Source organism: Pseudomonas sp. BF-RE-25 (assembly GCF_019956105.1).
Lineage (GTDB): Bacteria > Pseudomonadota > Gammaproteobacteria > Pseudomonadales > Pseudomonadaceae > Aquipseudomonas > Aquipseudomonas migulae.
The window spans coordinates 28728-55389 of sequence record NZ_JAHBDB010000022.1 but is presented as its reverse complement, the minus strand read 5'-3'; the positions used below and the strand labels follow the sequence as shown (position 1 = coordinate 55389).

Sequence of the window (26662 nt, the reverse complement as noted above, 5' to 3'; positions counted from 1 at the left end):
ATACAATTCACCGGACGCATTGCACGTCGGTGAGCGCGAGGGTGAGCCAGGCTCACCCTCGCGTCGGATCAGGCGATGTTTTCTGCCGGTGCGTCGAGCCCCATCGCATGCAGGCGCGAGTAGTAGCCGTTTTGCGCCAGAAGCTGGGCATGGGTGCCGCGTTCGACAATTTCCCCATGGTCCATGACCAGGATCATGTCGGCCTTCTCGATGGTCGACAAGCGGTGAGCGATCACCAGCGTAGTGCGACCTTTCATGACCTGATCCAGCGCCGCCTGAATGTGCCGCTCGGATTCGGTATCGAGCGCCGAGGTCGCCTCGTCGAGAATCAGCAACGGTGCGTTCTTCAACAAAGCCCGGGCAATCGCCAGACGCTGACGCTGACCACCGGACAGCAACACGCCGTTTTCGCCGACCTGAGTGTCCAGGCCTTGCGGCATTTGCGAGATGAAGTCCATCGCATAAGCGTCCGTGGCGGCCTTTTCGATGTCTTCACGCGGCGCACCGGCAAGGTCGCCGTAGGCAATGTTGTTGGCAATGGAGTCGTTGAACAGGGTCACATGCTGCGTCACTTGCGCCACATGCCGACGCAGATTACGCAGACGGTAATCTTCGATTTCTACGTCATCGAGCAGGATCTCGCCGGTTTCATGGTGATAGAAACGCGGAATCAGACTGGCCAGGGTCGACTTGCCGCTGCCGGAACGCCCCACCAGCGCAATCATTTGCCCCGGCGCCGCGCTGAAGCTGATGTTCTTCAGCACTTCACGGTCGGTACCCGGGTAAGTGAAGCTCAGGTTACGCACTTCAAGGTGACCGCTGACGCGATCGCGCTCGACGGTGCCGTTGTCGATCTCAGGCTCGACGTCCAGTTGCTCGAAAATGCTTTCGGCACCGGCGACGCCTTTCTGGATGGTCGAACTGACTTCCGACAGCTGGCGAATCGGTTTCGGCAGCAAGCCGGCTGCGGTGATGTAGGCCACCAGGTCACCTGCGGTGGCGTCGCCGCGCAGGAACAACACGAGGAACATCAGTACCGCCATGGCGGTGTAGATCACCAACTGCAGCATCGGCGTGTAGACCGCGCCGGTCTTGGTCATGCGCAATTGCTTGTCGGTGTTGCCCTGACTGGCTTCGGCAAAGCGCCGCTCTTCATAGCTTTCGCCGCCGAAGCTGCGCACCACGCGATAGCCCTGAATGGTTTCGGAGGCCACGTGTGTCACGTCGCCCATCGCCACCTGGATTTTCTTGCTTTGCTTGCGGAATTTCTTGCTGGCGCTGCTGACCATGATCGCGATGACAGGCAGGATCGCCACCATCACCAGAGTCAATTGCCAGTTCATCCACAACAGGTAGCCAAACAGGAACACCACGGTCAGGCCTTCGCGAATGACCACTTTGATGGCATCCGTGGCAGCACCGGTGACCATGGTCACGTTGAAGGTGATGCGCGAAATCAGGTGCCCGGAGTTATGGGTGTCGAAATAACGGTTGGGCAACACCAGCAATTTGTTGAACAGCTCGACGCGCAGATCGTGAACCAGCCCGAGGGAGACCTTGGCCAGGTAATAGTTGCCCAGGAACGACCCCAGGCCTTGCCATGCCGCGATCAGGATGATCAGCAGCGGCACGGCCATCAGCAACTGCAAGTCTTGCAGGTAGGGAACATTCGGGAAGAGCACCGCTTCCGGGTTGCTCAAGCCGTCGACGAAGTATTTGAGAATCCCGGCCAGCATCGGCTGTGTCGAGGCAAAAATCACGAAGCCAATGATACTGATGGCAAACAGGCCCCAGTACGGGCGCACATACGACAGCAGGCGCAGGTAAATCTTCAAGCTCGACGGCGCAGGCGAATCAGGGCTAGTCATGAGAACCCGTTGTATGAGAAAAGAGCCCGCGAGTGTAACACAGGCCATTTTAGTCGCTGAGCTGCGGTAATATGGCCGGCTATCCATGCCTCACGGCGTCGACCCCGGAGTATTGATGCAAGCGCTTGACCACACCCGATACCTCGCCCTGCGCGAGGGTGCACAAGTCCTTGAAGCGGATGGTTCGGGAGACAAGGTGCTGCGGTTGACGGACGGCTCGATCCTCAAGCTGTTCCGCCGCAAGCGTCTGTTGTCGTCGGCCGCTTGGTATCCGTACGCCAAACGTTTTGCCGACAATTGCGATGCATTGCGTGAACGGCACATTCCCTGCCCGTCGATTCGTCAGGTCTATCGCATCGCGAGTATCGCGCGCGATGCCGTGCACTACGATCCGTTACCGGGTCAGACCCTGCGTCAGTTGCTGGACGACGAAGGCGACGCTGATCCGCTGCGCGGCCAGTTGGGGGCGTTCATGGCGACCCTGCATGAGCGCGGGATCTATTTCCGCTCGGCGCACCTGGGCAACATCGTGCTGACGCCCGAGCATCAATTGGGTTTGATCGACATTGCCGATATGCGGGTCTATCGCCGTCCGCTGCGCAAGACCCTGCGGCTGCGCAACTTCAAGCATATGGTGCGTTACCCGCAGGATCGCCAGTGGTTGCTCGACGATCGCGGTGAGGTGTTCATGCAGAATTATGGCCAGACCCAAAGCGTTTGCTCTGCGGAAGAACTGAGCATCGCCCTGCAAAAATGATCTGGACGCCTTCGCCTCCGGGGAGGAGGCGAAGGTCAGGCATTACGCCAGAGCCTGGCGCTGCGCTTTCAATGCACGCGAGAGAATCATCGCCGAAGGCAGCAACACTAGTGGCCATAACTCGTCAGGGTTGCCGATCAGCAGGCTGCCATCGAAGTTCAGCATCACCAGCGCACACGCCAGGTACATGCCCCAGGCATCACGCAGTCGCCAGGCCTGCCAAAGCGAAGCCACCATCAGCGCGACAAACAGCACCAGCGCCACCGCGCCACCATAAAGCCCCATGGCCACGAAAATGTTATGCGGATGCTGGATCGGCATCGTGCCATTGAGCAACTGATCGGTATGGAAACCGACGCCACAGCCCAACGTCCAGCCACAACGTTCCCACTCGCCGACCATGATGTGGAAAATCTCGATACGGTACGAATCACCCCGCGTCCAGAGGCTCAGGTACCAGGGTTCGTTGTGTACCGCCAGGAACAGCAGGCCCAGGATTACCAGGCAGATCGCCAGGGCGCTGCCAACCAGTCGCGGCTTCTGGTAAACGCCATAAAGCACCCAGCAGCCCAACAGAAACACGGCACCCACCAACGCAGTACGCGTCTGCAGGACGAACACCACTGCGAACACCGACAAGACGATGGCAACGGCAGCTTCAATCAGCTTTCGCTCTCTGAGCCAGACCGGCAATGCCAGCGCCAACGAACAGAACAGCCAGATGCTGGCATAAATGACGTTCTGCAAACGTGCCGGCAGCAGCGCAACACGACTGCCGAACGCGAACTCACCAGTCGCCCAGCTATGGAACGCGCAAATGAAAATGTACAGCGTCAAGATCCAGAACTGCGCGCGAACAAACGCAAGACTGCGGAAAAACTGCGGATCGGTGAACGCACCGGCCACCATGACAAACATCAGCACATAAACGATGTGTTTGAAGAACTGTGGCTCACCGGCATTCATCGCAGGCACCAAAAACCACAGAAGCAAAGCCAGCCATCCCCACGCCAGCGATTGCTTGAGCAGGCCCGCGCCTTTCTCCTTGATCAGGAACACCAGACCCGGCAAGACCATCAGGCCGTAAAACAGATTATTGGTCCACTTCGATGACCAACCCACCACAAAGCTCAAGAGAAACAGGCAGAGCGCCAATCCAAAATACGACGTGAGGGTAATTCTTTCTGGCTTCATGCCACTAAATCCCATTGACTGCCCAACCTATTGCCACTCCGAGAATAAGAGCCACGATCAACTTGATCCGATCGAGACGCTTGCGCCGTAACTTGTTTTTGCGTTCCTGCGGAACCACCACATGCTCGCCGAAACCGGTATGCAAGACCGCATCGTTTTCCAGAATCAACGCATAGCGGTTTTCCCCGGCATACAGACGCGACAGGTCTTTCTCCCCGGAGTACGCAGCATACGGCGCATGAATGAGGTAATCCGCGCGACGGCGCAGCCCTGGATTCAGGGAAAAACCCTGCCAGTCCGCCTTGTGCGAGCCCAATACGTAGAAAGGAATGCCGTGGCTGACTTTGCGCTCGTTCAAAAACACATAAGGGCTGTGAACCTTGAGGTCATGATTGAAGCTGCGCAGCCACACCTGCAAGGCTTGCGGATCTTCTTCCAGCAAGCATTGGGACTCTTCGATAAAGCCTTCGCGGTAGAAGTCCCAGTCGTCTTCGCAGTGGAAAATCCACGAGGTCTGCACCTCGGCATAGGCCGCATCGATGGATCGTAGCTGCCCCAGTCGCGGATTGTTGATGAAGAACCGGGTATGCGCCCGCCAGTGCTCCGGAATGCAGGCCTCGACGGCGCTGTCGCCGGAGTCCTCGGTAATGAATACCCTGCGGATGGGAGCCGTATTGAACCGGTCAAACGTCTCCAGGGTTCGCTTCAACAGATCGAAGCGACCGCAACTGGTGATGACGACCGAAATGTCGCTAGTCTCGCTGAACAGCATTTATTTACACCGCTCCATTAGTGGTTTTACCGCCGGCTTCACAGCCCGAGCGTTAAGCGTATTTTTTCTTTCCAGCCCAGCGGAACGTGCTCGCGTAGCGGCGCGCGCAAGGCGTCGACAATCGCATGCCCAACGGCGCGGAAGGTGTAACGCTGCTCTACCAGAGCCTGCCCGGCCAATGAAATGGACTCGGTCAGCTGCGGGGACTCACGCAACACCGCGAGTTTTTCCCTCAATTCATCGCGCGTTCGATAAAGCACAATGTTGTGCATATCGACAAAGCCCAGTGCGCGATTCTCTTCTTCGCCCTGATCGTAAGCAAACAACACACAACCACAGGCCATAGCCTCGAAATTCTTGATCATGTATTCGCCCATGCCGACATCGGCACTCACGAAATAACGGATCCGGCTCAACGTCTCGCAGTATTCCTCACCCGACTTGGTGCGCGTGATCAGCAGGTTTTCGACTTCGGCCACGGACTCTAGCATCGCCCTGCGCCCGGCATAGGCAACACTGTTCAGGCTGCCGACGAAACCCAGCTCGATATCACGTTCACGCTGACGGTTCTGCAACAGCGCCTGATCGTAGCCCTTGGGCACGAAATGCGCGTCGAAGCCTTCATCGCACAGGCGCTGGCTGACCATGTAACCCGAGCTGATCACCCGTGCCCAGGGCAACTTGCGGTAATGGGCGCTGAACTTTCCGGTGTACTTGCACGGAATGTAATTCTGGTAAGCATCGTGTTCCAGAATAACCAGATTGGGCAGGGTCTGTATGAACCTCACCTGTCTGATTTCTTTTTTGAAGCGCAGGAAGAACACGATCCGGTCATAGCGGGAGACATCTACGTGCTTGCGAAAGTAGCCACGCAAGTCGTCCTGTTCCTCACTGGTCAATTCGCGTTTGTCACACTCGCACTGCTCGGCGATACCGTCATACAGTCGATCGAGGATCGCTCGCTGCTCTTTCTGCACCAGAAACAGAACTTTCAATTGGTCTCTCTCTTTCCCGACAGCTCATGGACCCAGAACAACTCATGGCGTCGCACCGCTTTACGGAAGAACTCGTTTTCGCCAAAAGCCGGCCAGTGTCTGCCCGCCAGACAACGCTGTATCGCCCGGCGAAGTAAACGCTTGAGGGGAAGTCGCGGCTGAAGGTCGTGCATCATGCCCAACGACATGGCCTTATGCCACTGTTTTTCGGTCGACAGGCAAAGCGACCAAGGGCGCAACGGCTCTTCGGCACTGATCTGCGGAGGCATCGCCACACCCGCGCCAGCATCACCCATTGGCCAGCGATCGTTATCGTGCAGGTGATTAGCGTAATGCAACAAGGTTTCGGGCTGCCAGGCTGTACCGCCCAGCGCCTGCATCACCGCCTGCTGCGAGCACTGATGATCCGGGTGCGGGTCAAAGCGCGGATGCGGCAAGACAATGACCTGAGGCTGAATGCGCTCGATCAGTTCTTTCAGGTCGGCCAGCAGGTTGTTCCAGGACGGCACGCCATCCACGTCACTGCCCAGGGCGAACGGATTGAATCGGCGAAAATAGCGGGTATCGTCCAGTTGCGCCTCGCGGGACAGCACGGCCTCGGCCGGCGCGTTTTGCATGGCAGGCAACTGCAGACAGAAGTAGCCCAGCTGGACACAGCGTTCCTGGGGTACGCCGCCCCACAATGGCACGCTGATGCTGTCCCAGGCGCGAAGCGAACCTTTCAACCGGGATGCTTCGACGCCTTTGAGCCCCATCTGCTGATAGTGTTCGGCCTCGATTTCACCGGCGGTCAAGGTCACGATCCAGCTTTCGCTGGCACTGCTGTACAAGCCGAACGCGGCCAATTCGGCATCGTCGGCATGGGGCGCGATCACCATCACCCGCCGATTGCTGTAATCCGGATGTTCGAACGCCCAAAGTACCGGTTCCCCGAGCAATCGGCAGAAACGCCCGCGCAGACGCAGCTCGCCTTTGGACAGAACCTGCGCCTGACCACTGAGGTTGAGGTAACGCAGACCATTCACACCACGCTCAAAGACTTGCCGGTCCGGACTGTCGCCACCCGACAATTCCACTATCGGGTCGAGAAAGCGCCCCAGCCAGGTGCTTTTGATCCGTAACGCCAGCACCAGGGTCGCGTCGTCCACCAGCATGACGCCGTCATCCAGCCGCAAATGCTCACCGTCCAGGTGAACCTTGGGTTGTTGGGTATAGGGCGGGAAGCTGTACTCGTAATCGTCTTTGGGCGAATAAAACAAATGGTCGGCAAACCATGCTTCGTGAGCGATCCAGCCCAGGACCGCCAGAATCAGCGGCAACCACCAGGCCACCAGCACGCCGATGGCAATCAACAGCACCAGCGCGACCAGCAGGCCGATGCGTTTCTGGCGCCGATGGCGCTTGAGCAATTGCTGTTTACGGCTCATGGATTGGCTCATACGGTGAAGACTGGCACAGGATTGCACCAGCGATCCTTGTATTCACGATCGGCGCGACCGAAGGAGAAGCGCAGGGGCTTGTCCAGCGCCCGTGCATGCTCCCAGGCACTTTGCGTATTGAGAAAGCTCAGCACGCTGCCAGGGCTGAACTCGCGGGTTTGCGGATCCACGCCACCATTGATGTACTCGACACTGATCCATTGCGGCGCTTCGACGCGGTAAACCAGTTGAATCGCGATCGGCGCGTCGTTGAGGAAAATCACCGAGCCGATCAACAAATCACGCAACAACTCGATCACTTCGCCCATGCGCTCGGCGCCGGTGGCCGCAAAGCCCCAGCGACGCTGGAACAGGTCGCAATAAATCGCGGCCAGTTCTCGGCTGGAAAACTCGCTGACTGGCCGCACCACACCGCCCGCCTCCTCCAGCAAGCGCAATTCGCGGCGCTGGTTGTAGCGAAACTTTTTCGACAACTCTTCCGGAGTGCGGGCCATGGCCAATTGTTCAGACTGCAACCTGATGCCGGCGAACCGGCCTTCATTCAGTGCTGACAGATAACGGGCGCGATGGCGCAGGGGCGCTTGCGTATCAGCAGCGGCCGGCAGGATGAGCTCGGCATTGCCGAGGTCGAACAGGCCTTTTTTACCGTTGCGCTTGAGCACGTCCTTGGACAAGGCAAGGTCGCGCCCCCAGGTCGGGATGGCCGCCTGGACGTCACCGTTTTGCGCCCAGGCCAGATAGCGCACGGGAATGCCGGCCAAATGAGCCAGTCGCTCGACGACCATCGGATGCGTCGCGACGCTGCCGCCATAACGGTGCCAGGCCTCGGCGTAAGTCGAGGCATCGACCACCGCCCAGCCACGCTCGCGCCAGCCTTGTAGTCGGTTGAGCATCAGCCCCTCGGTGCCAGTTCGGTAACGTGTGGCAAACGCCAGAAAGCATCGCGTACGGCACGGTCGGAGAAGCGTTCACGCAAGCGGTCGAGCATCAGCTCGGCGCACTGGCGACGTTGTTGCTCATCCATTGCGGCCAGATGGTGCAGCCCTTGAGCCAGGTGCCCGGCATCGCCCAACGGGAACAGAATGCCAACGCCTTCCACCACTTCCTTCGCGCCGCCACACGCCGTTGCGAGCAACGGCACGCCGGCAGCCATGGCCTCCAGCAGCACCATGCCGAACGGCTCGTGATCGGAACTCAGGGCAAACACATCGAAGGCACGGAAATAACGCCGAGCCTCGGGCACCTGCCCAAGGAACAGTACGCGATCGCCAATGCCCAACTCACGGGCCTGGGCCTTAAGGTCCTGCTCCAGCCGACCGGTACCCAAAACGACCAGTTGGCTGTTAGCCGGCAAACCCGGCAGAGCCGTCGCAAAACCTTCCAGCAACGTGGCCTGATCCTTGTCCGGATGCAGCCGCCCGACGTTGCCGACAACCCAGGCATCCATCGACAACCCCAAGGTTTCCCGGGCTTCACGAACGGACACCTGGCTGTCTTGCAAGGTTTGCACATCGATGCGGTTATAGAGTGTCTGAATCCGCCCGGCCGGCCATTTCGGCAAGCAACTGCGCATGTCATCGCGCACCGCGTCGGAAACCCCGAGCAGGCTCAGGCGCTTGCGGAAAATATGGGCGAAGAGTTTGCGTGTGCCGCGCTTGTAGTCATCAAACGCGTGATGCACACCGATGACCGGCAACGCAGTGCCCAACAAGGCGATGTAGATCGGCTTGAAACGATGAGCAATGCAGAAGCTGAAGTTGCGCGAAGCGGCGATCTTGCGCAGATCGCCAATGGCCCCCAGCTTCAGGCCACGAATGGCCTTGGAGCTGTACTCCATGAACAACACTTCATCGGAAGCACAGCCCGCGGCAACCTCGCTGTCTGCAACCCCGGTCAGAAACACCGTGGTCACTCGATAACCGGTCCCCGCGAACAGGCTGGCGTACTGCCGGGCGCAGTCCAGAAACGGCCCGTCATAGCCGTGACAGAACTGCAGCACATGGCGTTCAGCCGAGCGTGTCATATGCGTCCGCGCCCTCTTTGACCACCAGGATGTCTTCCATGATCAGATACTGCAGGTCGGAGCCGAAGAACATGTTCAGGGCATCCGTAGGCGAGCAGATCATCGGCTCGCCACGACGGTTGAGCGAAGTGTTCAGCGACACGCCGTTGCCGGTCAGCACTTCCAGCGCCTTCATCATGTCGTAGTAGCGCGGGTTGTATTCGCGCTTGAGCACCTGGGCCCGGGATGTGCCGTCTTCGTGGACGACTTCCGGCACGCGGGTTTTCCACTCTTCAGCCACTTCGAAGGTGAAGGTCATGAACGGCGCCGGGTGATCGATCTTGATCATCTGCGGTGCGACGGTGTCGAGCATCGACGGGCAGAAAGGCCTCCAGCGCTCGCGGAACTTGATCTGGTGGTTGATGCGGTCAGCCACGCCGGTCGCGCTCGGGCAACCGATGATCGAACGACCACCCAAGGCACGCGGACCGAACTCCATGCGACCCTGGAACCACGCGACCGGGTTGCCGTCGACCATGATCTTGGCAATGTTTTCCGGCATGTTCTCGAGCTTGCGCCATACCGGCTTGCTCGGGTGACGGGCGCATGCTGCCAGCACGTCTTCGTTGCTGTACGACGGGCCGAGGTAGACGTGTTCCATCTTCTCGACCGGCACACCACGGGCGTGAGACACGTAAGCCGCCGCGCCGACCGCAGTGCCGGCATCGCCGGACGCAGGCTGGACGAACAGCTCTTTGACGTCGTCACGGGCGATGATTTTCTGGTTGAGCTTGACGTTCAACGCACAGCCGCCGGCGAAGGCCAGCTTGCCGGTTTCCTTGAGTACGTCGCCCAGGTAATGGTCGATCATCTGCAACGCCAGTTTCTCGAACAGCGCTTGCATGCTCGCGGCGTAGTGGATGTACGGCTCGTCGGCGATGTCGCCTTCGCGCTTGGGACCCAGCCACTCGATCAGCTTCGGCGAGAAGTAGAAACCCTTGCCCTTCTCTTTATAACGGCGCAGGCCGATGACGTTGGCGTAGTCGGTGTTGATCACCAGCTCGCCGTTCTCAAACGAGGCCAGACGCGAGAAGTCGTACTTGCTGGCGTCGCCGTACGGCGCCATGCCCATGACCTTGAACTCGCCGTCGAGCATTTCGAAACCGAGGAACTCGGTGATCGCACCGTACAGGCCGCCCAGGGAGTCCGGATCGAAGAATTCCTTGATCTTGTGGATCTTGCCGTTTTCGCCGTAACCGAAGAAGGTCGTGGCGTACTCACCCTTGCCGTCGATGCCGAGGATCGCGGTTTTCTCTTTGAAACCGGAGCAGTGGTAAGCGCTGGAAGCGTGAGCCAGGTGATGCTCGACGGGCTCGATCTTGATTTTCTTCGGATCGAAGCCCAGTTGCTCCAGGCACCAGACGATCTTGTTGCGATAGCGCTTGTAGCGACGGTTGCCCATCAGGATCGCGTCGAGGGCGCGGTCCGGGGCGTACCAGTAACGCTTGGCGTAGTGCCAGCGCGCCTTGCCGAACAGGCTGATAGGTGCGAACGGAATCGCAACCACGTCAACGTCGGACGGCTTGATGCCCGCCTGCTCGAGGCAGAACTTCGCCGATTCGTAAGGCATGCGGTTCTTTGCATGTTTATCGCGCACAAAGCGCTCTTCTTCAGCCGCCGCGACCAGCTTGCCGTCGATGTACAAGGCTGCGGAAGGATCATGGCTAAGGGCGCCGGACAGGCCAAGAATCGTCAATGCCACAGGGGTCTAGCCTCTTTAGTCTGCATGCAGGCGCAACGCGCCTCAAAAATTAATGTGCCCTCGCAAGGGGCGAGAGACAGCTAAAGGGCGGGATTATAGCGTAAACATGCCGGGAATGACCCTACGGTTATCAGCGGCGTAAACATGACCCAAGGCCAGGACGCACGGCCAGGATCATCCGCGACCCGGCCGCCAGTAAATCCTGAGATTGCCATCGGCCCCCTGCCGGTAAATCGTGTACGGCAAGGCAACAGTGTCCAGCGCACCGGACAACGCCAGGTCCAGCAAAACCAGTGGTACAAGAAAACCCGTTGGGTCCGGCGGTGCATTCAGCACACAAAAATCGTAGGCCATCCCGCTGTAGATACGCGGGATGGACTGGCAGTAGGTTTTTTGTTTGCGCAGGTCACGCGCCGCATCTTCGTCATTTTGCAGGACGGTGACGGCGGTGCCGCAGCCAGATAGCGCCAGTGAGAATGTGCCGAGCAGAACAGCCGTTTTGATCGTCAAGATTTGCCCTCCATGAACGTCAGGCAAACTAGCATTGCGGCTATTCAGGGCACAGTTCATGGGGTCTGGGGATCATGTAGGACATTTCATAAGAACTTGTCCCCCTGATCTCCGGTGGCTGTGCCGGACCCATCGCGAGCAGGCTCGCTCCCACAATTGAAGTACTGTGAACACAGATCCATTGTGGGAGTGAGCCTGCTCGCGATAGGACCGCAGGTCCGATTCAGGCAGCGCTGGAAATCTCTTTGGGCAGACGCTGATCAATGACCTGATACAGCGCGCTGCTCTCAGGCCAATTGCGCATGAACCGCGCCCGGTCCCGCGCATACGCCGGGGCGAAGCTGGCGAGCGAGCCGTGCTGTCGCATCGCGTCCAGATCGATCAGTGCCCAGCGATCTTCCTGCCAGAACAGGTTGTGGCCCTTGAAGTCGCCATGACTGATCCGCTCGCGAATCAGCTCTGCAAACAACTGATCCAGTGCCACCAGCTCTACCTCGGGCGCTTCACCGCTTTCAACATACGGCGCAAACCGCTCGATGATGTCCGGCCCCGGCAAATGCTCGGTCACCAGATACGCCCGACTGCGCAACCAGAGAAAACGTTTTTCCAGCACGGCCAGCGGTTTCGGCGTGGCGATACCGAGGAATGCCAGCCGATTGCCTTCGCGCCATGAGTGCCAGGCACGGCTCGGGCGCCAGAAGCGCTTGAGCCAGTGGGCAAAGCCTTTGATGTTGTAGCGCTTGATTACCAGCGTCCGACCGTCCACCGCGACTTTTCCGACACTCGCCGCGCCGCCGGTCTTGTACAGATGGCCCTGATCGAGCAATGCATCGGCCTGCTCCAGCACCGGCAACATCGCCGCTTCTTCCTCGCGACGAATCGCCCGCAACCCGAAGGCCCCGCGCTGCACGCTGAACAGCGTGCATTCGCGTCCGACCTTGATCAGGAAGTCCTTGAGGCGCCAGCTGCGGACCTTATCGATCTGTTTCTGCAATGCTTCCATGGGCAAGGCATGCTCGCCATTGCTCAGCAGGTAATACACCAGCAATTCTTCGGTGAAAGGCTCCAATGCCTTGGGCAACTGGGCGAAAAACACCCCGAGGTTTTCCAGGACTTTCTGCCGCGACAATGGCTGGCCGGGGGTTTCGCTGCAGATCCCGGCGCCGTCGATCAGATACAGTCGACCGCCCTGGCGCAGCAGGTTGTCCAGGTGCAGGTCTTCCTGCCACAGCCCTTTGCGGTGCATCTGGCCGATCGCGCCCAACGCCTCGGCCAACACGGCCCCTTGCCCATCCGCGAGCACCGGCAAGTGCTCGACCTGTTTCCAGGTATCCCCTAGGCTCTCGGCGCCTTCAAGGAAATCGAACAGCAGCCAGCCGCCCTCGCCGTCCTTCAAGCCGTCGGCCAGCAGCTGCGGCGTGGTCAGACCTTGAGCGGCGAGCAAGCGCACACCGTCCAGTTCTCGCTGAAAATGCCGGGCCGCCTTGGTGCCGACCAACAGCTTGGCCAGCACCGGACGGCCACGCCAGACACCGGCGCCGACATAACGCTGGCCCGGCAACACCCGCAACAGACTCAACAATTGCAACTCGGCAGGGCCGGCGGCATCGGCCAGTGAAACGCTCAGCGGCAGAGCCGGGCTACGGCCGGCGTTTTTCAGTTCGGACAAACGCATCAGCGCGCCTCCTTGTGGCTGCGCCGCGCGGTCAGTCGCGCCAGCCAGCTATCGATCAGCGAACTGTCCTGCGATTGATCCAGGTAAGCGGCCAGCAATTCACGCACCTGCGCATCGCTCCACTCGGGCGCCCGCCGCGTCAACGGCTCCAGATCCTTGACCCGGTCACGCCGGCCCCACAGCAGCGGCCGGGTTTTCTCCAGATCGATCAATTGGGCCTGGTAACCATCGCCGGTGGCCCGCAGAAAAATGTGTTTGGGATAGAAGCAGCCATGAACCTGACGCGCCGCGTGCAGGCGCCGAGCCAGCTCGCCACACGCCTGCAAAATCGCCGAGTGCTGCGCGCCACTTAGCTCCGACCAGCGCTGCAACAGCGAATCCAGGTCATCCCAACCGTCAAGCGCACGGGTCAGCAGAATCGCCCGGACTTCGCCTTCGACTTTGCGCTCACCGAAGAACGCCGCTTTCAGCGCCGGAATGCCAAGCTTTTCATAACGACTGATGTTGCGAAATTCCCGGGCAAAACTGGGTTCGCCAAACGGCGCATGCAACGTGCGCATCTGGTAGTTGCTTTGCCGTTTGAGGTAGAAGCCGTGACCTTCAAGATCCAGCCGAAACACGCTGCTCCAGCCACCGCGCACGGTGTTGGGCTCATCCACAGCATCAAGCTGCCTGGCCCAAAGCGCATCGAAGTTGCCGAGGCCGTGGCGCTCCAGTAGCGCACGGTCTTCAGCAGCCAGAAAATCAGTCATTCGCGTCCCTCGAAAAATCTAACCACGTGCCGGATCCGTTTTTTGTCGGCGGCATTGAGTCGTGTCCGTTGGCTGTATTGCAGGTAAAAGCGCAGGCGTTGAGTCGCCGACAGCTGATACTTGGCGACCTTGTCCAGGCACGCCAGATCCTTGGTGATACGGTACTTGAGCCAGAAGCCGCGCCAGAAATTACCGTTGGGGCAATCGATCAGGAACAGCCGGGCCTGGTCGTCGATCAACAGGTTGCGCCACTTCAGATCGTTATGGGTAAAGCGGTGGTCGTGCATGGTCCGGGTATAACCGGCCAATTGCCGACTGACATGATCGACCCAGGCGCGGTCCGCCAGTTTTGGATCATGCCGCTCAGCCAGAATGGACAGGTCTACGGTATGCGGCAGTTCAAGGGTAATCATCGCCCCGCGAGCGTACGCCGCACCACGCCGCTCCAGCCCCCAGGCCACCACTTCAGCAGTGGGAATGCCCCATTTGGCGAAGCGCTTGAGGTTCTGCCACTCCATTTTCACCCGCGGCTTGCCCAGATAACGGCGCAAGCCCTTGCCCGCGCCGACGTAACGCTTGACGTAATAGTTGACGCCATTGCGATTGACGCGAATGACTTCGGACAACGGGTCGTGAGTCAGTCGCTCGCCCTTAAGCGCAAACACCGCTTCAAGGCTGCCGAAATCTTCTGCCAGCTCGCTATAAGCAGGTTCCAGTTTCCAGCCCGACATCAGAGCGCATCCCCGTATCGCTGTTTACGGTCGTAGAGTTTGTTGGCCTTGCCTTCCAGCCAGGCGAGCAGCCCCGCTTCTTCCGACAGAACCTGGCGCAGCGGTTGCTGGAAGTAGCCCTTGAGAAAACGCAATTTGTCGCGCTGGGTCAAGCCGATGTCCAGGGCCGAGAAGTACAGCGCCGCCAGATCCTTGTTACGCCAGCGCTGGGTAATCGTCGGGCGGGTCTGGGCGCGGTGCAGGTCGATCACCGAAAGCTTGAAATCGTCGGCGGTCACCGGTTTATCGGTGTGCAACAGGAAGTGGCAGATGTAGCAGTCGCGATGGTTGACCCCGGCGCGGTGCATCATGCCGGTCATGCGCGCGACTTCGGCGATCAGCGCGCGCTTGAGTTTGGGCTCCGGCGGTTGCTTGACCCAGTCGATGCTGAAATCTTCGAGGCTGACGGTCGGCGCCAGCTCTTCGGTAACGATGAACGAATGCTGGTCCGCCGGGTTGCTGCCCTTTTCACCGTAGGCGACGGCGGTCATGGTCGGCACGCCGACTTCTTGCAGGCGCTGAATGGCTTTCCACTCCTGGCCCGCACCGAGCACCGGCAGTTTGGCGGTCAGCAGGTTCTTGAAGATCTCGCCCCAGCCAATGCCACGGTGGATCTTCACGAAAAAACCATGGCCGTTCACTTCGGTGCGCAAGGTCCGACGCGCTTCCAGCTCGCGATAAACCTCGCCCTGCAAGCCTTCGACTTCGGCGAACGGGTCGCGCCCGGCCCAAAGGCTCTTGAACGGTTCAGCCAGCATCAACTTCATTTAGCGTGCTCCGCCAGAATCACATCGGCCGCGTGTTGCGGCATGCTGTAGAGGTCGGCCGTTTCGGCGAAGGCCAGACCGTTGCGGCTCCAGGCCGCCCGTGCTTGAGCGTCGTTCAACATGCTGGTCAGGTATTGCGTCAGTTGCGCCTGATCAAAGGGTTCGTCCAGCACCAGGCCGGCGTCGGCCTCAGCGATGTAATGAGCGTAACCGCACACGGCGCTGACCAGTACCGGCAACCCGGCCACCAGGGCTTCGAGCAACACGGTCCCGGTGTTTTCGTTGTACGCCGGGTGAATCAAAAGGTCGGCACCCAGCAGAAAACGCGGGATATCGCTGCGACCCTTGAGGAACGTCACGTTGTCGCCGAGCCCCAAGGTGGCACTCTGCACCTGGAATAACTTGGGGTCATCCTGGCCAATTACAAACAGCCGGGTGCGTTTCTTCAGGTCAGCGGGCAATGCGGCCAGCGCCTTGAGACTGCGATCCACGCCCTTGGTCTTGAACCCGGAGCCGATCTGCACCAGCAACAACTCGTCGTCCTGCAGGTTGAATTCACGACGGAACCCGGCACGAATCTCAGCCGCATTCGGTGGCGCGCGACGGTCCTGAGAAATACCCGGCGGCAGCAAATGGAAGCGTTCCAGCGGCGTGTCGTAATGCTTGATGAACAGCGGCTGCTGGACTTCGGAGATCATCAGCACTTCCGTCTTGGCGTCCTTGGCGAACACCGCGCGCTCGTACTCGGCGAAGTGCCGGTAGCGGCCCCAACGACGGTACAGCGAGTTGCGCAGGTTCTGCGCCTTGTCTTCGAAGCAGCCGTCGGCGGCGTAGTAGACGTCCAGGCCTGGCATTTTGTTGAAACCGATCAGACGGTCCACCGGACGCTTGGCCAGATCGGCCTCCATCCACTCGCTGAGTTTCTCGTTGCGACGATGATTGAAGAACGCCTTGACCGGCGCCACCAGCACTTCGAAACCCGGCGGGATATCGCCCTCCCAGATCAGCGTGTAGACACGAATCTGATGACCGCGCTGCTGGCATTCCAGGGCAATGCGCATGAAATCGCGCTGCAAACCCCCGAACGGAAAGTACTTGTACAAGACGAATGCCAATTGCATCAGCGCAGCTCCTCAGCCAGTAACAACGTGCTCAGTCGGGTCGCGACACGCTCGGGATTCAAACGCGTGAAGCACAGCGGCGACTCGCGTTTCAGGTCAAACCGGCGGGCATCTTCGGCCGTCGGTTGATAGGTGCATTTCTTTTGCAGGCAGGGTGCGCAGGGGAAATCGCTGGCCATGTGAATCTGTGCCTTGCCATACGCGCCGGTCAGGCCAGGGTTGGTCGGACCGAACAGCGACAGCGTTGGCACATCGAGTGCGGCCGCGAGGTGACCGAGACCGGTGTCCACCGCCACGCACGCTTGCGCACCGGCCAGCACTTTGCCGATGCCCGCCAGGTTCAACTTGGGCAGCACTTCAACGTGACGCATGTCTTTGGCGATGCGTTCGGCCCGGGCCTTCTCGGCCGGATTGCCCCACGCCAGCTTCACGCCGACGCCCAGATAGCCAACGCGCTCGGCCAGTTCGCGCCAATAGGCTTCAGGCCAGTGTTTGGTATCCCAGGTGGTGCCGTGCAGGAACAGCACGTAAGGATTCTTGCGCGGCAATTCCACCAGGCGCTCGACGTTCAGGCCGTAATCGCCCAGCCCTTTTGGCAAGTCGTAACCCAGGGCGATGGCGAACAGCTGACGCACTCGCTCCACCGCGTGTTGACCACGGGCGACCGCCAGGCGCCGATCATAGAAACGCGCAGCGATCGGCTCTCGCGCAGATCCTTTATCCAGGCCCGCCACCGGCGCCTTGACGTAGCGGGTCAACAACGCGCTTTTCAACAGGCCTTGCGCGTCAATGACCAGATCATATTTCGTGGCGCGAACGCTTTGCTTGAAGCACTTCCACTCGCCACTCTTGATGGTTTGCCAGATGTTCTTGCGCCAGCGACGGATCGCCACCGGAATCACCTTGCCCACGGCCGGGTGCCAGGTCGGGATCTCGGCGAAACCTTCTTCCACCACCCAGTCGAACGTGATGCCGGGAATCGCCCGGGATGCGTCGGTCAACGCCGGCAACGCATGAATCACGTCACCCAGCGAAGAAGTCTTGATCAGCAGAACCCGCAAACTATTTGACCTCGACCACAGTGCCCTGCAACCGCTGCAAGGCTTCGTTCACCGCTTGCGGCATTAGCTGGCGCAGGCAGTTGTAATGACCAAAGCGGCACGTGCGATCAAAGCACGGGCTGCATTCGATGCCCAGGCGCACGATCTCGACATGTTCGGCCAGCGGTGGCGTGAAACCCGGCGACGTCGAGCCGTACACCGCCACCAACGGGCGATTGAGGGCCGCGGCGACGTGCATCAGGCCGGAATCGTTGGACACCACCGAGTCCGCGCAGGACATCAGGTCGATAGCCTCGGCCAGGGACGTGCCGCCGCTGAGGTTCACCGACTCTTCACGCAGGCCGGGAATCAGCCGCGCGCGAATGTCTTCGCCCACGGCGTGATCGTTTTTCGAACCGAACAGCCAGACTTGCCAGCCTTCGCGAATCTTCGCCTCGGCAACCTGGGCGTAATGCTCGGACGGCCAGCGCTTGGACTCGCCAAACTCGGCACCGGGGCATAGCGCCAACACCGGACGGTCGAGGCTCAGGCCGAATTTGGCCAGCGCCGCTTCGCGGGTGACCGGATCGATCTGCAAGCTCGGGCGCGGATACGGTTTCGGCAGATCAAGGCCGGACTCGTACGCCAGCGCCATGAAGCGCTCGATCATCAGCGGGTAACGTTCTTTGTCCAGCGTGCGCACGTCATTGAGCAAGCCGTAGCGGAACTCGCCACGCCAGCCGGTGCGTTTCGGGATGCCGGCGAAGAACGGCACCAGCGCTGACTTCAGGGAATTGGGCAGCAGGATCGCCTGGTCGTACTGACCGGCCAGGGATTTGCCGATGCGCCGACGCGTCGCCAGTTCCAGCGCGCCGTGGCCGAGCGGAAAGCTCAAGGCCTGGCGAACTTCGGGCATGCGCTCAAGAATCGGCCGGCTCCACTCGGGGGCCAGCACGTCGATTTCGCATTGCGGGTGGCGTTGCTTGAGACACTGAAACAGTGTCTGCGCCATCACCATGTCACCGACCCAACTGGGCCCAACGATCAAAATTTTCATGTGGTTTCCAAAAACGAACCGGGGAGGCATACGCCTCCCCGCCTCGAGAATTCTACAAAACACTGCAGATCACCTGTAGGAGTGAGCCTGCTCGCGATGAGGCCATCACATCCTGAATTGATGGTGACTGACACTCCGCTATCGCGAGCAGGCTCGCTCCCACAGGGGTTATTGGTGTTTCAAGTAGCCGGTTTCAGCTTAACCCCAACTCTTTCCAGATCCGCAATACCTGCCGCCGCTCGTCCGCGAACTGGTCGCCCGGTATCACCCCGGCGTCCTTCTGCAAGGCCTGCCGGTGTGCGGCGGAGCGGTAGGCTTTATAGGCCTCTCGCAACAGGCTGGCGTCTTCGGCGGGCATCAACCCTTCGTGTTCCAGCTCTTCCAGAATGCGGATATTGTCGGTCCAGCGCAGCAATGGCGGGTGTGTTTCGGACCACGCCAGAGCCGCGTATTGCACCATAAATTCAATATCGACGATACCTCCCGCGTCCTGCTTGAGATCGAACGGCGCCGTGGCTTCGAAGGCATTCGCCCCGGTGCCGGCTGCGGTGCTCTTGCTGCCAAGGTTATCGCGCATCTTCGCGCGCATCTCGCTGACCTCCTGACGCAAGGTCGGCAAATCCCGAACTTTGCCCAATATCGCCGCACGAACCTTCTCGAACGCCTGGCCGACATCCTGACTGCCCACCAGCACCCGCGCCCGTACCAGCGCCTGATGTTCCCAGGTCCAGGCTTCATTTTCCTGATAACGGGCAAACGCCCCGAGCGAACTCACCAGCAGGCCCGAGGCACCGGATGGTCGCAGGCGCATGTCCACCTCATATAGCTGACCGGAGTTGGTCTGGGCGGTGAGCAAGTGAATGATCCGCTGCCCCAGCCGGGTGAAAAATTGCGCACCGTCGATCGGTTTCGGCCCGTCGGTTTCTGCCTGCGGATCGCCATCGTGAATGAATACCAGGTCCAGGTCCGAACCATGCCCGAGTTCCAGACCGCCGACTTTCCCGTAACCGACAATGATGAAGCCGGGATCGCACAAAGTGCCATCGGTGCGTTGCGGCGTGCCGTACTTGGCCACGGTCTGGCGCCAGGCCAGGGCCAGCACTTGTTCGAGGATCGCTTCGGCGAGCCAGGTCAGGTAATCGCTGACTTTCATCAGCGGCAGGCTGCCGGCGATTTCCGACGCGGCGACGCGCAAACGGTGCGCCAGTTTGAAATGGCGCAGGGCTTCCATTTGTTGTTCGAGGTCATCCTCGGGGATTCGTGTCAGGCGCTCGCGCAACTCGGCGGCCAGTTCCGGCGCCAAGGGCGGCTTGAACAACCGGCCTTCGTTGAGCAATTCATCGAGCAGCAGCGGGAAGCGCGTGATCTGTTCAGCGATCCACGGGCTCGCGGCGCACAAGGTCAGCAAACGTCGCAGCGCGCCGGGGTTTTCAGTCAGCAGCACCAGGTACGCGGAGCGTCGGGCCACTGCTTCGACCAGTGGCAGCACGCGCTCCAGCACCAGATCCGGGTTGGCGTGTTCGACCGCCTGGGCCAGCAACCGTGGAATGAACGCATCAAGGCGTTCGCGGCCCAGACGCTGCATCGCGCGCAATTGCGGGCTGCTGCGCAGGCTGGCCAAGGCTTTCAGCGCTTTGGTGGCATCGGCGAAACCGCCCTCCTCCAACTGGCGACAAGCGGCCTCTTCGTCCTGCGCCTCCTCCCACAATGGCAGCCATTCACCGCCGACCACCACTTCGCTTTCGGTGCCTTCCTCTTCATCAGGGTCGGCGATCACCTGGCCAAAGTGCCAGGCCACGCGACCGCGCCAATACATCAGCTGCTCATGGAAGGCGTCCCAATCGGCGAAGCCCAACATAAAGGCAATGCGCGCCTGATCCTGCGCCCCGTCCGGCAACATCTGCGTCTGGCGGTCGGCAATCGCCTGGATCGCGTGCTCGGTGTAACGCAGGAATTCGTAGCCTTCGCGCAGCTCGCTGACCACCGCCGGCGGCAGGTAACCCTGACCTTCCAGCGTGCTCAGTACTTTTAATAGAGGACGTTGTTGCAGGCTCAGGTCGCGGCCACCGTGGATCAGCTGGAACGCCTGGGCGATAAACTCGACTTCGCGGATGCCGCCGGAGCCGAGCTTGATGTTGTCGGCCATGCCTTTGCGCCGGACTTCCTGCTGAATCAGCTGCTTCATCGTGCGCAGCGCTTCGATGGCGGAGAAGTCCAGGTAACGCCGGTAAACGAACGGGCGCAGCATGTCTTGCAGCTGCGCGCCGGCCACCTGGTCGCCGGCCACCACCCGCGACTTGATCATCGCGTAGCGTTCCCAGTCACGGCCCTGATCCTGGTAATACTGCTCCAGCGCGTTGAAGCTCAACACCAGCGCACCCGACGAACCGTAAGGGCGCAGGCGCATGTCGACGCGGAACACAAAGCCGTCGACGGTCATCGGGTCCAGCGCCTTGATCACGCGCTGACCGAGGCGGATGAAGAATTCCTGATTATCCAGCGAGCGTTTCACGCCGACGGTTTCGCCGCCCTCGGGGTAGGCGAAGATCAGGTCGATGTCCGACGACAGGTTCAGCTCGACCGCGCCAAGCTTGCCCATGCCGAGAATGACCATCTGCTGCGGCTCGCCGCTGCGTCGCCCGGTGGGCACGCCAAACTGCTGGCAATGCCGCGAGTACAACCACTGATAGGCCTGATCGATGCTCGCATCGGCCATGTCCGAGAGGTCGCGGCAGGTCTGGACCAGATCGGCCTGACGGGTCAGGTCGCGCCAGATGATCCGCACTTGATGGCGGGTGCGCTGGCGGCGCAGGGCGCGACCGAGCTCGTCTTCGGTTTCAGCCGCGTTCACCGCTGCCGCAATCTGCGCACACAGTTCGCCGGGAGCATAGCCACGGTCCAGCTCACCGGACTGCACCAGCGCCAGCAACATCAAAGGGTCACGTACGCTCTGTTCAATCACAAAGTCGCTGGCGGCGGTGACGCGGGCGAATTGCGCCCAGCGCTCAGGCGTCCAGGCGGACAGGCCATGATCATCAAGAGCCTCGACGGCCGCACGGAACGACTGCTCGGCGCGGGTGACAAACGGCAGGAGAATGCCGGGCAGTTCAGCAAGCGTAGGGAGGCTCATGGTCTATCCTTGATCGGCGTGTAGGAGGCTGCATGTAGTGAATTTTCAAATTGCACTACCTGATCGACTGTCGAACAAAGGTTAGAAATAGCTGAAATTTCTTTATTTTTGGCAGGCAGCATCAAGCTTTCACCTTTTTCGGTTGGCAAAAGACCAACCTTAACGATTATTCTCACAACGTAGCCGGAGGCCACAAGCCGCTCATCTGTAGTTTTACTACTCGTATATACATTCGAATAGCTGAAATGCCCGATGATTTGTAGTAAAACTACACGCCGCCGAATCCTACCTCTCGGCAATCCAAGAATTTATATCGTCTGCCCACAAGGCCAGTCGCAAACTCAGGCAACCGATTCTGGAAGCCTTTCCGCCCTGGAGCAAGCCATGCAAGACCTCGATCCCGTCGAAACCCAGGAATGGCTGGACGCCCTGGAATCGGTTCTCGACAAAGAAGGCGAAGACCGTGCTCACTATCTGATGACCCGTATGGGCGAACTCGCAACCCGCAGCGGTTCGCAATTGCCTTACGCCATCACCACGCCATACCGCAACACCATTCCCGTTACCCACGAAGCACGCATGCCTGGCGACCTGTTCATGGAACGCCGCATTCGCTCGCTGGTACGCTGGAACGCGATGGCCATGGTGATGCGCACGAACCTGAAAGATTCTGACCTGGGCGGTCACATCTCCAGCTTCGCTTCCAGCGCAACCCTGTACGACATCGGCTTCAACTATTTCTTCCAGGCCCCGACCGACGAACACGGCGGCGACCTGATCTACTTCCAGGGCCACACCTCGCCAGGCGTTTACGCCCGTGCGTTCATGGAAGGCCGCATCACCGAAGACCAGATGAACAACTTCCGCCAGGAAGTGGACGGTCAGGGCCTGTCGTCCTACCCGCACCCTTGGCTGATGCCTGATTTCTGGCAGTTCCCGACTGTATCCATGGGTCTGGGCCCGATCCAGGCGATCTACCAGGCGCGCTTCATGAAGTACCTGGAAGCCCGTGGCTTCATTCCGGAAGGCAAGCAGAAAGTCTGGTGCTTCCTGGGCGACGGCGAGTGCGACGAGCCGGAATCCCTGGGCGCGATCTCGCTGGCTGGCCGCGAGAAGCTCGACAACCTGATCTTCGTCATCAACTGCAACCTGCAGCGCCTCGACGGCCCGGTTCGCGGCAACGGCAAGATCATCCAGGAACTCGAAGGCGTGTTCCGCGGTGCTCAGTGGAACGTGACCAAAGTCATCTGGGGCCGTTTCTGGGACCCACTGCTGGCCAAAGACGTCGACGGCATCCTGCAACGTCGCATGGACGAAGTCATCGACGGCGAGTACCAGAACTACAAAGCCAAAGACGGCGCGTTCGTGCGTGAACACTTCTTCAACACGCCAGAACTCAAGGCGATGGTTGCAGACCTGTCCGACGACGAGATCTGGAAACTCAACCGTGGCGGCCACGACCCGTACAAGGTCTACGCGGCGTACCACGAAGCGGTCAACCACAAAGAACAACCGACCGTCATCCTGGCCAAGACCATCAAAGGTTATGGCACCGGTGCCGGCGAAGCGAAAAACACTGCGCACAACACCAAGAAAGTCGACGTAGACAGCCTGAAGTTGTTCCGTGATCGTTTCGACATCCCGGTCAAAGACGACGAGCTGGAAAACCTGCCGTTCTTCAAGCCAGAGCCAAACAGCGCCGAAGCCCGCTACCTGAGCGAGCGCCGCACTGCACTGGGCGGCTTCGTGCCACAGCGCCGCGCACAGAGCTTCAGCGTACCGACGCCATCGCTGGATACGCTCAAGGCGATCCTCGACGGCTCCGGCGACCGTGAAATTTCCACCACCATGGCCTTCGTGCGGATCCTCGCGCAGCTGGTCAAGGACAAGGAAATCGGCCCGCGCATCGTTCCGATCATCCCGGACGAAGCCCGTACCTTCGGTATGGAAGGCATGTTCCGTCAGTTGGGCATCTACTCGTCCGTCGGCCAGCTCTACGAGCCAGTCGATAAAGACCAGGTGATGTTCTACAAGGAAGACAAAAAGGGCCAGATCCTCGAAGAAGGCATCAACGAAGCGGGCGCCATGAGCTCCTTCATCGCTGCCGGTACTTCGTACTCCAGCCACAACCAGCCAATGCTGCCGTTCTACATCTTCTACTCGATGTTCGGCTTCCAGCGTATCGGCGACCTGGCCTGGGCTGCCGGCGACAGCCGTACCCGTGGCTTCCTGATCGGCGGCACCGCCGGCCGGACCACGCTGAACGGCGAAGGCCTGCAACACGAAGACGGTCACAGCCACATCCTGGCTGCCACCATCCCGAACTGCCGCACCTATGATCCAACCTACGGCTACGAGCTGGCGGTGATCATTCAGGACGGCATGAAGAAGATGACCGAAGAGCAGCAGGACGTTTTCTACTACATCACCGTGATGAACGAGTCCTACCAGCAGCCAGCCATGCCGGCCGGTGTCGAGGAAGGCATCATCAAGGGCATGTACCTGCTCGAAGAAGACACCCGCGAAGCGGCGCACCACGTTCAGCTGATGGGCTCCGGCACCATCCTGCGTGAAGTCCGTGAAGCGGCGAAGATCCTGCGTGAGCAGTTCAACGTTGGCGCCGACGTGTGGAGCGTTACCAGCTTCAACGAACTGCGTCGCGATGGCCTGGCCGTCGAGCGCACCAACCGTCTGCACCCTGGCCAGAAGCCTAAACTGAGCTACGTCGAAGAGTGCCTGAACGGCCGTCAAGGTCCGGTCATCGCGTCTACCGACTACATGAAGCTGTTCGCTGAGCAAATTCGTCAGTGGGTCCCGTCCAAGGAATTCAAAGTCCTGGGCACCGACGGTTTCGGCCGCAGTGACAGCCGCAAGAAGCTGCGTCACTTCTTCGAAGTCGATCGTCATTTCGTGGTGTTGGCAGCCCTGGAAGCACTGGCTGACCGTGGTGACATCGAACCTAAAGTGGTGGCTGAAGCCATCGCCAAGTTCGGTATCAACCCGGAAAAACGCAACCCACTGGACTGCTGAGGAGAGATTCTGTGAGCGAACTCATTCGCGTACCTGACATCGGCAGCGGTGAAGGTGAAGTAATTGAACTGTTTGTGAAGGTCGGCGACCGTATCGAAGCCGACCAGAGCATCCTGACACTTGAGTCGGACAAGGCGAGCATGGAAGTGCCTGCGCCGAAGGCCGGTATCATCAAGAGCCTGAAAGTGAAGCTGGGCGACCGCCTGAAAGAAGGCGACGAACTGCTGGAGCTGGAAGTCGAAGGTGCCGCTGCTGCGGCTCCTGCGGCTGCCGCGCCTGCAGCCAAAGCCGCAGAGAAACCGGCCGCTGCTCCAGCGCCGGCTGCTGCTGCGCCAGCTGCCGCTTCGGTTCAGCAAGTGCACGTGCCGGACATCGGTTCGGCGGGCAAGGCCCAGATCATCGAGATCCAGGTCAAGGTCGGCGACACCGTCGAGGCTGATCAGTCGCTGATCACCCTGGAATCCGACAAGGCGAGCATGGAAATTCCATCGCCTGCCGCTGGCGTGATCAAAGCCATCAGCGTCAAGCTCAACGACGAAGTTGGCACCGGCGACCTGATTCTGGACCTGGAAGTGGCAGGTGCTGCGGCACCGGCTGCGGCCGCGCCAGCTCAGGCGGCTGCTCCTGCCGCTGCACCTGCGCCAGCCGCTGCCGCCCCGGCTGCACCGGTTGCCGACAGCGTTCAGGACATTCACGTCCCGGACATCGGTTCGGCGGGCAAGGCCAAGATCATCGAAGTACTGGTCAAGGCCGGTGACACCGTCGCCGCCGACCAGTCGCTGATCACCCTGGAATCCGACAAGGCGAGCATGGAAATCCCATCGCCTGCCGCTGGCGTGGTGGAAAGCATTTCCATCAAGCTGGATGACGAAGTCGGTACCGGCGACCTGATCCTGAAGCTGAAAGTCAAAGGCGCTGCGCCTGCTGCTGCCCCGGCTGCGGCATCGGCTCCAGCCGCTGCGGCACCGAGCGCTCCTGCGCCAGCCGCTGCTGCTCCTGCTGCTCCAGCACCTGCGGCGGCTCCGGCCAAGTCGGGCGCCAAGGTTCACGCAGGTCCTGCCGTACGCCAACTGGCCCGCGAATTCGGCGTAGAGCTGAGCGCGGTCAGCCCAAGCGGCCCGCACGGTCGTGTGCTGAAAGAAGACGTGCAGGTTTACGTCAAAGCCATGATGCAGAAGGCCAAGGAAGCACCGGCCGCTGCTGCCGGCGCAACCGGTGGCGCGGGCATCCCGCCGATTCCGGTCGTGGACTTCAGCCGCTTCGGTGAAACCGAAGAAGTGCCGATGACTCGCCTGATGCAAATCGGCGCGTCGAGCCTGCACCGCAGCTGGTTGAACATCCCGCACGTGACTCAGTTCGATTCGGCTGATATCACCGAGCTGGAAGCGTTCCGTATCGCTCAGAAAGCCGTTGCAGAGAAGGCTGGCGTCAAGCTGACCATCCTGCCGCTGCTGCTCAAATCCTGCGCGCACATGCTCAAGGAACTGCCGGACTTCAACAGTTCGCTGGCACCAAGCGGCAAGGCGATCATCCGCAAGAAGTACGTGAACATCGGCTTCGCCGTCGACACCCCTGAAGGCCTGCTGGTACCGGTCATCAAGAACGTCGACCAGAAGAGCCTGTTGCAACTGGCAGCCGAAGCCGCTGCGCTGGCAGCCAAAGCCCGCGACAAGAAGCTCACCGCTGACGACATGCAAGGCGCCTGCTTCACCATTTCCAGCCTCGGCCACATTGGCGGCACCGGCTTCACGCCGATCGTCAACGCGCCGGAAGTGGCGATCCTCGGTGTTTCCAAGGCAACCATCCAGCCAGTCTGGGACGGCAAAGCCTTCCAGCCGAAACTGATGCTGCCGCTGTCGCTGTCCTACGATCACCGTGTGATCAACGGCGCCGCTGCTGCACGCTTCACCCAGCGTCTGAGCAGCCTGCTGGCGGACATCCGCACCATCTTGCTGTAACACCGGCCGGCCCTCCTTCACCGGAGGGCCGTTCGCGTTTCACGTTTTCCGAGCGCCACGCTC

The 26662-nt window shown here is 60.3% G+C and carries 21 protein-coding genes; 3 read left to right on the top strand and 18 right to left on the bottom strand.

The features are described 5' to 3' along the window. Nucleotides 1-68: 68 nt before the first annotated feature. Nucleotides 69-1868 carry a lipid A export permease/ATP-binding protein MsbA gene (msbA, locus tag KGB24_RS11740; protein WP_008027874.1) on the bottom strand — a complete coding sequence of 600 codons (1800 nt, stop codon included), beginning with the start codon at nucleotides 1866-1868 and terminating at the stop codon, nucleotides 69-71. Nucleotides 1869-1983: 115 nt separating this feature from the next. Between msbA and KGB24_RS11735 the strand changes: the two genes are divergently transcribed. Further along, complete coding sequence (locus KGB24_RS11735) at nucleotides 1984-2625, top strand: hypothetical protein (protein ID WP_008027872.1); 642 nt, start codon at nucleotides 1984-1986, stop codon at nucleotides 2623-2625. Between the two features lie 42 nt (nucleotides 2626-2667). Here KGB24_RS11735 and KGB24_RS11730 read toward each other — a convergent pair whose 3' ends face one another. From KGB24_RS11730 to KGB24_RS11650, 17 genes are all read right to left on the bottom strand, one after another. Further along, nucleotides 2668-3819, bottom strand: coding sequence for an O-antigen ligase family protein (locus tag KGB24_RS11730; RefSeq protein ID WP_008027869.1), 1152 nt, complete (start codon nucleotides 3817-3819; stop codon nucleotides 2668-2670). 4 nt (nucleotides 3820-3823) lie between these two features. After that, nucleotides 3824-4591: a glycosyltransferase family 2 protein gene (locus tag KGB24_RS11725; protein ID WP_008027867.1), complete on the bottom strand. Its 768-nt coding sequence runs from the start codon at nucleotides 4589-4591 to the stop codon at nucleotides 3824-3826. A 38-nt stretch (nucleotides 4592-4629) separates the two neighbouring features. Then, entirely contained in the window at nucleotides 4630-5586 is a 957-nt protein-coding gene (locus KGB24_RS11720) for a glycosyltransferase (protein WP_008027864.1), read from the bottom strand. Next, nucleotides 5583-7013: a PIG-L deacetylase family protein gene (locus KGB24_RS11715; protein ID WP_008027863.1), complete on the bottom strand. Its 1431-nt coding sequence runs from the start codon at nucleotides 7011-7013 to the stop codon at nucleotides 5583-5585. Before KGB24_RS11715 ends, KGB24_RS11720 begins: the two co-directional genes overlap by 4 nt. An 8-nt stretch (nucleotides 7014-7021) precedes the next feature. Then, complete coding sequence (locus KGB24_RS11710; protein ID WP_223415402.1) at nucleotides 7022-7918, bottom strand: antimicrobial resistance protein Mig-14; 897 nt, start codon at nucleotides 7916-7918, stop codon at nucleotides 7022-7024. Continuing rightward, on the bottom strand, nucleotides 7918-9048 hold the full coding sequence (locus KGB24_RS11705) for a glycosyltransferase (RefSeq protein WP_223415401.1): 1131 nt from the start codon (nucleotides 9046-9048) through the stop codon (nucleotides 7918-7920). Before KGB24_RS11705 ends, KGB24_RS11710 begins: the two co-directional genes overlap by 1 nt. Next, entirely contained in the window at nucleotides 9032-10789 is a 1758-nt protein-coding gene (locus tag KGB24_RS11700) for a carbamoyltransferase (RefSeq protein ID WP_008027860.1), read from the bottom strand. Before KGB24_RS11700 ends, KGB24_RS11705 begins: the two co-directional genes overlap by 17 nt. Nucleotides 10790-10963: 174 nt before the next feature. Further along, nucleotides 10964-11299, bottom strand: coding sequence for a YceK/YidQ family lipoprotein (locus KGB24_RS11695; RefSeq protein ID WP_192226902.1), 336 nt, complete (start codon nucleotides 11297-11299; stop codon nucleotides 10964-10966). A 223-nt stretch (nucleotides 11300-11522) separates the two neighbouring features. Then, nucleotides 11523-12974: a lipopolysaccharide kinase InaA family protein gene (locus KGB24_RS11690; protein ID WP_223415400.1), complete on the bottom strand. Its 1452-nt coding sequence runs from the start codon at nucleotides 12972-12974 to the stop codon at nucleotides 11523-11525. Then, a complete protein-coding gene (locus KGB24_RS11685; RefSeq protein WP_008040359.1) occupies nucleotides 12974-13726 on the bottom strand; it encodes a lipopolysaccharide kinase InaA family protein in 753 nt (250 codons plus the stop codon). The genes KGB24_RS11690 and KGB24_RS11685 overlap by 1 nt, the downstream gene beginning before the upstream one ends. After that, entirely contained in the window at nucleotides 13723-14457 is a 735-nt protein-coding gene (locus KGB24_RS11680; RefSeq protein WP_008027856.1) for a lipopolysaccharide kinase InaA family protein, read from the bottom strand. The genes KGB24_RS11685 and KGB24_RS11680 overlap by 4 nt, the downstream gene beginning before the upstream one ends. After that, nucleotides 14457-15263, bottom strand: a complete 807-nt coding sequence (rfaP, locus tag KGB24_RS11675) for a lipopolysaccharide core heptose(I) kinase RfaP (RefSeq protein WP_008040354.1) — start codon at nucleotides 15261-15263, stop codon at nucleotides 14457-14459. The genes KGB24_RS11680 and rfaP overlap by 1 nt, the downstream gene beginning before the upstream one ends. Then, nucleotides 15260-16384 carry a glycosyltransferase family 4 protein gene (locus tag KGB24_RS11670; RefSeq protein ID WP_008027854.1) on the bottom strand — a complete coding sequence of 375 codons (1125 nt, stop codon included), beginning with the start codon at nucleotides 16382-16384 and terminating at the stop codon, nucleotides 15260-15262. The genes rfaP and KGB24_RS11670 overlap by 4 nt, the downstream gene beginning before the upstream one ends. Beyond that, a complete protein-coding gene (gene waaC, locus KGB24_RS11665; RefSeq protein ID WP_223415399.1) occupies nucleotides 16384-17445 on the bottom strand; it encodes a lipopolysaccharide heptosyltransferase I in 1062 nt (353 codons plus the stop codon). Before waaC ends, KGB24_RS11670 begins: the two co-directional genes overlap by 1 nt. Before the next feature lies 1 nt (nucleotide 17446). Next, the gene (waaF, locus tag KGB24_RS11660; RefSeq protein ID WP_223415398.1) at nucleotides 17447-18481 is read right to left on the bottom strand and encodes a lipopolysaccharide heptosyltransferase II; all 1035 of its coding nucleotides are present in this window, start codon (nucleotides 18479-18481) and stop codon (nucleotides 17447-17449) included. A 193-nt stretch (nucleotides 18482-18674) separates the two neighbouring features. Next, on the bottom strand, nucleotides 18675-21611 hold the full coding sequence (glnE, locus tag KGB24_RS11655) for a bifunctional [glutamate--ammonia ligase]-adenylyl-L-tyrosine phosphorylase/[glutamate--ammonia-ligase] adenylyltransferase (RefSeq protein WP_223415397.1): 2937 nt from the start codon (nucleotides 21609-21611) through the stop codon (nucleotides 18675-18677). After that, complete coding sequence (locus KGB24_RS11650; RefSeq protein ID WP_157214357.1) at nucleotides 21608-21805, bottom strand: hypothetical protein; 198 nt, start codon at nucleotides 21803-21805, stop codon at nucleotides 21608-21610. The genes glnE and KGB24_RS11650 overlap by 4 nt, the downstream gene beginning before the upstream one ends. Nucleotides 21806-21995: 190 nt before the next feature. On the opposite strand from KGB24_RS11650, the gene aceE reads away from it, so the two are divergent. Continuing rightward, nucleotides 21996-24641: a pyruvate dehydrogenase (acetyl-transferring), homodimeric type gene (gene aceE, locus KGB24_RS11645; protein WP_008027850.1), complete on the top strand. Its 2646-nt coding sequence runs from the start codon at nucleotides 21996-21998 to the stop codon at nucleotides 24639-24641. 11 nt (nucleotides 24642-24652) lie between these two features. Further along, nucleotides 24653-26599, top strand: a complete 1947-nt coding sequence (gene aceF / locus KGB24_RS11640; RefSeq protein WP_223415396.1) for a dihydrolipoyllysine-residue acetyltransferase — start codon at nucleotides 24653-24655, stop codon at nucleotides 26597-26599. Nucleotides 26600-26662: the final 63 nt, after the last annotated feature.

What these genes read in the sequence shown, in the direction of transcription:
- rfaP (WP_008040354.1), bottom strand. Translation starts at nt 15,263, where the DNA reads ATGAAGTTGATGCTGGCTGAACCGTTCAAGAGCCTTTGGGCCGGGCGC.
- KGB24_RS11705 (WP_223415401.1), bottom strand. Translation starts at nt 9,048, where the DNA reads ATGACACGCTCGGCTGAACGCCATGTGCTGCAGTTCTGTCACGGCTAT.
- KGB24_RS11670 (WP_008027854.1), bottom strand. Translation starts at nt 16,384, where the DNA reads ATGCAATTGGCATTCGTCTTGTACAAGTACTTTCCGTTCGGGGGTTTG.
- aceE (WP_008027850.1), top strand. Translation starts at nt 21,996, where the DNA reads ATGCAAGACCTCGATCCCGTCGAAACCCAGGAATGGCTGGACGCCCTG.
- KGB24_RS11680 (WP_008027856.1), bottom strand. Translation starts at nt 14,457, where the DNA reads ATGTCGGGCTGGAAACTGGAACCTGCTTATAGCGAGCTGGCAGAAGAT.
- KGB24_RS11735 (WP_008027872.1), top strand. Translation starts at nt 1,984, where the DNA reads ATGCAAGCGCTTGACCACACCCGATACCTCGCCCTGCGCGAGGGTGCA.
- msbA (WP_008027874.1), bottom strand. Translation starts at nt 1,868, where the DNA reads ATGACTAGCCCTGATTCGCCTGCGCCGTCGAGCTTGAAGATTTACCTG.
- KGB24_RS11730 (WP_008027869.1), bottom strand. Translation starts at nt 3,819, where the DNA reads ATGAAGCCAGAAAGAATTACCCTCACGTCGTATTTTGGATTGGCGCTC.
- KGB24_RS11710 (WP_223415402.1), bottom strand. Translation starts at nt 7,918, where the DNA reads ATGCTCAACCGACTACAAGGCTGGCGCGAGCGTGGCTGGGCGGTGGTC.
- KGB24_RS11715 (WP_008027863.1), bottom strand. Translation starts at nt 7,013, where the DNA reads ATGAGCCGTAAACAGCAATTGCTCAAGCGCCATCGGCGCCAGAAACGC.
- glnE (WP_223415397.1), bottom strand. Translation starts at nt 21,611, where the DNA reads ATGAGCCTCCCTACGCTTGCTGAACTGCCCGGCATTCTCCTGCCGTTT.
- KGB24_RS11725 (WP_008027867.1), bottom strand. Translation starts at nt 4,591, where the DNA reads ATGCTGTTCAGCGAGACTAGCGACATTTCGGTCGTCATCACCAGTTGC.
- waaF (WP_223415398.1), bottom strand. Translation starts at nt 18,481, where the DNA reads ATGAAAATTTTGATCGTTGGGCCCAGTTGGGTCGGTGACATGGTGATG.
- KGB24_RS11685 (WP_008040359.1), bottom strand. Translation starts at nt 13,726, where the DNA reads ATGACTGATTTTCTGGCTGCTGAAGACCGTGCGCTACTGGAGCGCCAC.
- KGB24_RS11690 (WP_223415400.1), bottom strand. Translation starts at nt 12,974, where the DNA reads ATGCGTTTGTCCGAACTGAAAAACGCCGGCCGTAGCCCGGCTCTGCCG.